The organism is Candidatus Protofrankia californiensis (assembly GCF_900634765.1).
Lineage (GTDB): Bacteria > Actinomycetota > Actinomycetes > Frankiales > Frankiaceae > Protofrankia > Protofrankia californiensis.
The window spans coordinates 541-6345 of sequence record NZ_CAAAFT010000368.1 but is presented as its reverse complement, the minus strand read 5'-3'; the positions used below and the strand labels follow the sequence as shown (position 1 = coordinate 6345).

The 5805-nt window shown below is 71.5% G+C and carries 5 protein-coding genes; all 5 read left to right on the top strand.

Annotated elements, in window-relative coordinates:
• Window positions 1-114 precede the first annotated feature (114 nt).
• Window positions 115-546: a division/cell wall cluster transcriptional repressor MraZ gene (mraZ, locus tag DD1DGNOD_RS18910; protein ID WP_131770741.1), complete on the top strand. Its 432-nt coding sequence runs from the start codon at window positions 115-117 to the stop codon at window positions 544-546.
• 401 nt (window positions 547-947) lie between these two features.
• Window positions 948-1901: a 16S rRNA (cytosine(1402)-N(4))-methyltransferase RsmH gene (gene rsmH / locus DD1DGNOD_RS18905; RefSeq protein WP_206443294.1), complete on the top strand. Its 954-nt coding sequence runs from the start codon at window positions 948-950 to the stop codon at window positions 1899-1901.
• Window positions 1898-2725: a hypothetical protein gene (locus DD1DGNOD_RS18900; protein ID WP_131770740.1), complete on the top strand. Its 828-nt coding sequence runs from the start codon at window positions 1898-1900 to the stop codon at window positions 2723-2725. The genes rsmH and DD1DGNOD_RS18900 overlap by 4 nt, the downstream gene beginning before the upstream one ends.
• Window positions 2722-4911, top strand: a complete 2190-nt coding sequence (locus tag DD1DGNOD_RS18895) for a peptidoglycan D,D-transpeptidase FtsI family protein (RefSeq protein WP_241255835.1) — start codon at window positions 2722-2724, stop codon at window positions 4909-4911. Before DD1DGNOD_RS18900 ends, DD1DGNOD_RS18895 begins: the two co-directional genes overlap by 4 nt.
• Window positions 4912-4972: 61 nt before the next feature.
• Window positions 4973-5805 (top strand): Mur ligase family protein (locus DD1DGNOD_RS29805; protein ID WP_241255834.1); only part of this gene is annotated, 833 nt, incomplete at its 3' end.

Below are 5805 nucleotides of genomic sequence, written 5' to 3'. Positions count from 1 at the left end.
GGTGGGGGGGAGTGGGGTACAGTGGCGCGCAGTGGGGGACGGACGCACTGCCGGCCAGCCAGGGTGGGGTTTGAACGGCCATGAACCTCTCGGGCACGGGCGAGGAGGCTGCCGATGTTCCTCGGCAGCCACACGCCACGGCTCGACGACAAAGGTCGGCTCACACTGCCGGCGAAGTTCCGCGAGGAGCTGGAAGGGGGGCTTGTGATCACCAAGGGGCAGGAACGTTGTCTCTACGTGTTCCCCATGGTTGAGTTCACCCGGATCAGCGAGTCCCTCCGGACCGCGCCTGTTACGGCAAAAGCTCTACGGGATTACAGTCGTGTCTTCTTTTCCTCAGCTTCGGACGACGTTCCCGACCGGCAGGGCAGGATCACCATCCCACCCCCCCTGCGGGCGTATGCGGAACTGACGCGGGACTGCGTCGTCAACGGCGCGAACACCCGGGTGGAGATCTGGGACGCGTCCCGCTGGGACGCCTATCTGGCAAGCCAGGAGGAGAACTTCGCCGCGCTTTCCGAGGAGGTGCTGCCCGGCGTCATCTGAGCGTCATACGAGGTGGATACACCCGGTCAGAAGCGGCGACCACCGTCGAACGTTTCGGCGTACTGCCGCAGCCTTGCCGAAACCCGGAGCACAGGCGTGCGCCGAGGTCTCCCCCCGCTCCATACCGGACGCCACTTCCCCGGTGTCCGGTGGCGTGAGCGGGGCGGGACCTGGGCACATGCCGAGCCCGCGGGGTCGGTTGTGACGCCGGGCCGGCTCCGGCGCACGCAGTCCCACGCCTCCCCACACCCGGCAGCGTCCGTTCTTCGCATCTGTTCACGTCATCTGTACGTCATCTGTACGTGTACACCGCGGCTTCCGCAAGACGCAATCATGCGTAAACCGAATCTTCCTCCCGCCGCGAGGTCCACGAACCGTTCGAGGAGGTCGAGGTGGACACCATCCACACCCCCGTCCTCTCTGATCGTGTCGTCGCCCTGCTGGCGCCGGCACTGCTCGAGCCCGGGGCGGTGCTGGTCGATGCCACCGTGGGCCTCGCCGGTCATGCCAGCGCATTACTCGACGTCTGCCCGGCGGCCCGCCTGATCGGTTTCGACCGTGATCCACAGGCACTCGAGCACAGCCGCGCGCGGCTGGCCGACCGCGCTGGTCGGGTCACGCTGGTGCATGCCGTGTACGACCAGCTCCCCTCCGTCCTGGACACACTCGGCCTGACCGAGGTGCACGGCGTGCTGTTCGACCTCGGAGTGTCCTCACTGCAGATCGATTCCGACGAGCGGGGATTCAGCTACTCACGGGACGCCCCGCTGGACATGCGGATGGACCCGAGCCGGGGCCGTACCGCCGCGGACGTCGTGAACACCTACGACGCCGACGAGCTCGCCCGGATCCTCCGCCACTACGGAGAAGAACGGTTCGCGCGCCGGATCGCCTCGGCCGTGGTCGCCGAACGCGCCCGTGAACCGTTCGTGTCCTCGGCGCGGCTGGCCGATCTCGTCCGCCGGACCATCCCGGCCGCAACCCGTCGTAACGGTGGAAATCCGGCAAAACGTACATTCCAGGCGCTGAGGATCGAGGTGAACGGCGAACTCGAGGCGCTCGCCCAGGCTCTGCCGGCGGCCCTCGACGCGCTCGCCGTCGGGGGGAGGCTCGTTGTGCTTGCTTACCACTCGCTTGAGGACCGCATGGTCAAGCGGGCGTTCGCGGCACGGGTACGCCCTGACGTGCCGCCGGACCTGCCCGTGATCCCACCGGATGCCGCGCCGACGATGCGCTGGCTCACCCGCGGTGGGGAGACGCCGTCCCCGGACGAGGTGGCAGCAAACCCGCGGGCTTCCGCGGCGAGGCTGCGCGCTGTCGAGCGGATAGCCGTGACAGCCGGAGGTGCGGCATGAGCGCTCCGGCCCCCCTGCTTGCACGGCAGTCCCGGACCAGGACGAAGCCCGCGGCGCCGGCCGCGCAGACCGCCCGTGCGCCGTACCGGACAGCCCGCGCCGATCGTTACGGCCGCGCGGCGTCGGCTGCGGCATACGGCACGGTGTCCGCTTCGGCGTCCGCCCGGGGGCAGGCCGATACGGCCATCCCGATCCCGTCCCTGGGCGGGCGCGCCGGTGGGATGGCCGCTGCCGCGTCGGTCCTGGACAGCCCGCGCCGGCGGGTGGACGAGCCGCGCTGGTCGTCCGCGCCGTCGCCGTTGCGGGTCGGCCCGCCCCCTGCCCGCGGCCACGCTCCCCGCGCACCCTTCGTCATCCTGTTGTTGCTGCTCATGGGCGGCGGCCTCATGTGCCTCCTGCTGCTCAACACAGCACTTGCGCAGAGCGCGTTCAAGGTCCACGACCTGCGCCAGACCTCGTCCGATCTCCTGGACGAGGAACAGGCGCTGTCCATGCGGCTGGACAGGCTGTCCGCCCCGGCCACCCTCGCCGCCAGAGCAGCCCAGCTCGGCATGGTCCCCGGCGGCATCCCGCAGTACCTGCCGGCCGGAACCCCGATCCCACCCGGTGCCCGTGTGATCGGTACGGATTCGTCCTCCGGCGTCGTCACCGTTGTGGTGCCACCGCCGGGACGGACGGCCGCCGGTTCGGTGGCCGCCGGTGGCGTACCGGCCGGAGGCACGCCGACAGGAGCCGCGTCGGCCGGTGGCGCGCCACCGGCTGGAGGCACGCCGACCAGTGGCGCTTCGGCCGCAGGCGGGTCACCGGCCGGAGGGGCTCGGTGAGCTCCACGCTGCACCGTGGGTCGTTGCGTAACCGGTCACGGTCACGTACGGTATCCGGTCCTGCTCGTCGTGGCGCCGCGGACCGGTGGTACGAGGGTGACCACGGCGGGTTCGCCCCCGGCTACGCGGATCCGGACGGCTACCGTTCCACAGCGGCCGCCAGCGCCTCCCGTACCACTCATGGGGAGGCTTACGGGGACACTGACTACGGGGACACTGACTACGGAGACGGCGGTCCCAGCTGGGACGAGTACGTATACGACACGGACGCTTACCAACCGGACCATGGCCGGGTGGACGGGCAGCAGCGGGGCCGGCCGTCGAATCCGCGCCGGGTCCGCCGACCCGCCCCCAGGGGTTATCAGGCGGGCACGTCACGGACCCGGGCGGGCAGGCCGGGCGCCACCGCGGTCCGTCCGCCGTCACCGCGCACCGCCGCGACCCGTCCGCCCATGCGCCTGGGCAGCCCGCGCCGCAGACTGCGGGTCTCCGTCGTCGTCCTCTGCGCGCTGCTGGTCGTGCTCGCCGGCCGGCTGACCCAGCTGCAGGCGTTCCAGGCGTCCACCTACGCCGAACGCGCCGAGCAGCAGCGGCTGCGCACGGTGGCGTTGCTGGCGGCCCGTGGTGTCATCACCGACCGTAGTGGGGCGACGCTGGCGCAGGACGTCGAGGCGCGTGCGGTGTACGCCGACCCGCACAACGTCACCGACGCCCGCGCCGTCGCGAACGCCCTCGCGCCGCTGCTGGGCGTGCCCGCCGACACTCTGATACCGAAACTCGCAGGCAGCGGACGTTTCGCCTACCTGGCCCGTGGCCTGGACCCGGCCGTGGGCAAGACGGTGACCGAGCTGGGACTGCCCGGCATCGGCGTCCTGGAGGAACGCCGGCGTCTGTACCCCTCCGGCGCACTCGCGTCCAACGTCGTCGGATTCACCACGATCGGTGACAACGATGTGATCGTCGGTGGCGGTGGTATCGAGAGTGCCTACGACCGGCTGCTGCGCGGGACGGACGGCCTCCGCCGGGTCGAGGTCGATCCGGCCGGGCGGATGATCCCGTCGGCGGCGAGCCGGGAATCCGACCCGGTACCGGGATCGAGCGTACGGCTCACCCTCGACCGTGACATCCAGTGGGCCGCGCAGCAGGCACTGGCCGAAGCCGTGCGCACGACCCAGGCCGACGGCGGCAGCGTCGTGGTGATGGTCCCGGGTACCGGGGACATCCTCGCGATGGCGGACGCGCCCGGCTACGACCCCAACAAGGTCGGTACCGCGGATCCGGGCACCCTGAAGAACCGCGCCACCCAGGACGTGTACGAGCCGGGGAGCGTCAACAAGGTCATCACCATGGCCGCGGCGATCGACCGCGGCCTGATCTCGGCGGAGACCCCCGTGACGGTACCGCCGAACATGCGGATCGCGGGCCGGACCTTCACCGACGCCGAGCCGCACGGGGTCGAGCACCTCACCGCGGCCGGGGTGCTGGCGGTGTCCAGCAACCTCGGGACGATCCAGATCGCGCGCAAGCTGGGTTCGGCCGGCCTGGAAAGCGCGCTGCGCGACTTCGGCCTCGGTACCAGGACCGCACTGCGCTTTCCGGGCGAAAGCGCCGGCATCCTGAGGCCCGCGTCGGAGTGGGATGCCCAGCAGGCGGCCACGATCTCCTACGGGCAGGGGATGTCCGCGACCGCGATCCAGATGGCCTCGGTCTACGCCACCATCGCCAACGGGGGCGTGCGGGTCGCGCCCCGCCTGGTGGACAGCACCGTCTCCCCGGACGGGACCGTGCACACCACACCGCGCCAGCCCGGCATCCGGGTGATCAGTGAGGCCACCGCGGCCACGGTCTCGCGGATGTTGGAGTCCGTGGCCACGGATTCGGGAACCGCACCGCTGGCAGCCATCGACGGATACCGGGTGGCGGGCAAGACCGGAACGGCGCAGCGCGTGGGTCCCTCGGGTCGCTACGACGGCTACGTCGCCTCGTTCGTGGGTTTCGCCCCGGCCGACCAGCCCAGGGCGATCGTCGAGGTGGTGCTGGACAACCCCCGCGACGGCCACTACGGCGGGACGGTCGCCGCACCGGTGTTCCAACGGGTGATGACCTTCGCGCTGGCGACACTGGGCGTGGCCCCACCCGGCACGAGTGCGCCGAAGCTCGTCCTCGATCTGGACGCCGACCGTTGACCTGCCGCGGGTCCCGTGACCCGGCGCAGGTCCCGGCGGGCCGGCTACTAATGTCGTTGGCGTGACCTCACCGGTGTTGCGTCCGGTTGCCCCGCTCGCACGGGCGCTCACCGAGCTGACCGCCGGATACCACGGTCTTGCGGTGACCGGCGGCTCCGGCGAGGGGGTGGTCGTCCGCGGGATTACCCACGACTCGCGTGCGGTGCGCCCTGGTGACCTGTACGCGGCCCTGCCCGGTGCGCATGTGCACGGGGCCGCCTTTGTCGAGCAGGCGGTCACGGCCGGTGCCGTGGCCGTGCTGACCGACGGGGCCGGCGCCGAACGCGTCGCGGCGGCCACGACCGCGGGCGGAGGCGTCCCGGTGCTCGTGGCCGCGGACCCGCGGGCATTGCTGGGACCGATCGCCTCCCGGGTGTACGGCGACCCGTCGGCAGCCCTGAAACTGCTGGGGGTCACCGGCACCAACGGCAAGACGACGGTGGCTTATCTGCTGGAGGCGGGGCTGCGCGCCGCGGGGCACACGACCGGGCTGGTCGGGACGGTGCAGACCCGGTTGGCCGGTGCCGCGATCCCCTCGGTACGCACCACCCCGGAAGCCACCGACCTGCAGGCGCTACTCGCGGTCATGGTCGAGCGCGGGGTGACCGCGGCGGCGATGGAGGTCTCCAGCCACGCCATCGCCCTGCACCGGGTGGGCGGGATCCGCTTCGCCGGGGCGGCCTTCACCAACCTCAGCCAGGACCACCTCGACTTCCACCCGTCGATGGAGGACTACTTCGCCGCCAAGGCCGCCCTGTTCACCCCCGGGCGGACCGGGGTGTCCGTCATCGACACCGACACATTGTGGGGATGCCGGCTCGCCGCCGCCGTCCCGGACGCGATCACCTGCGGGAT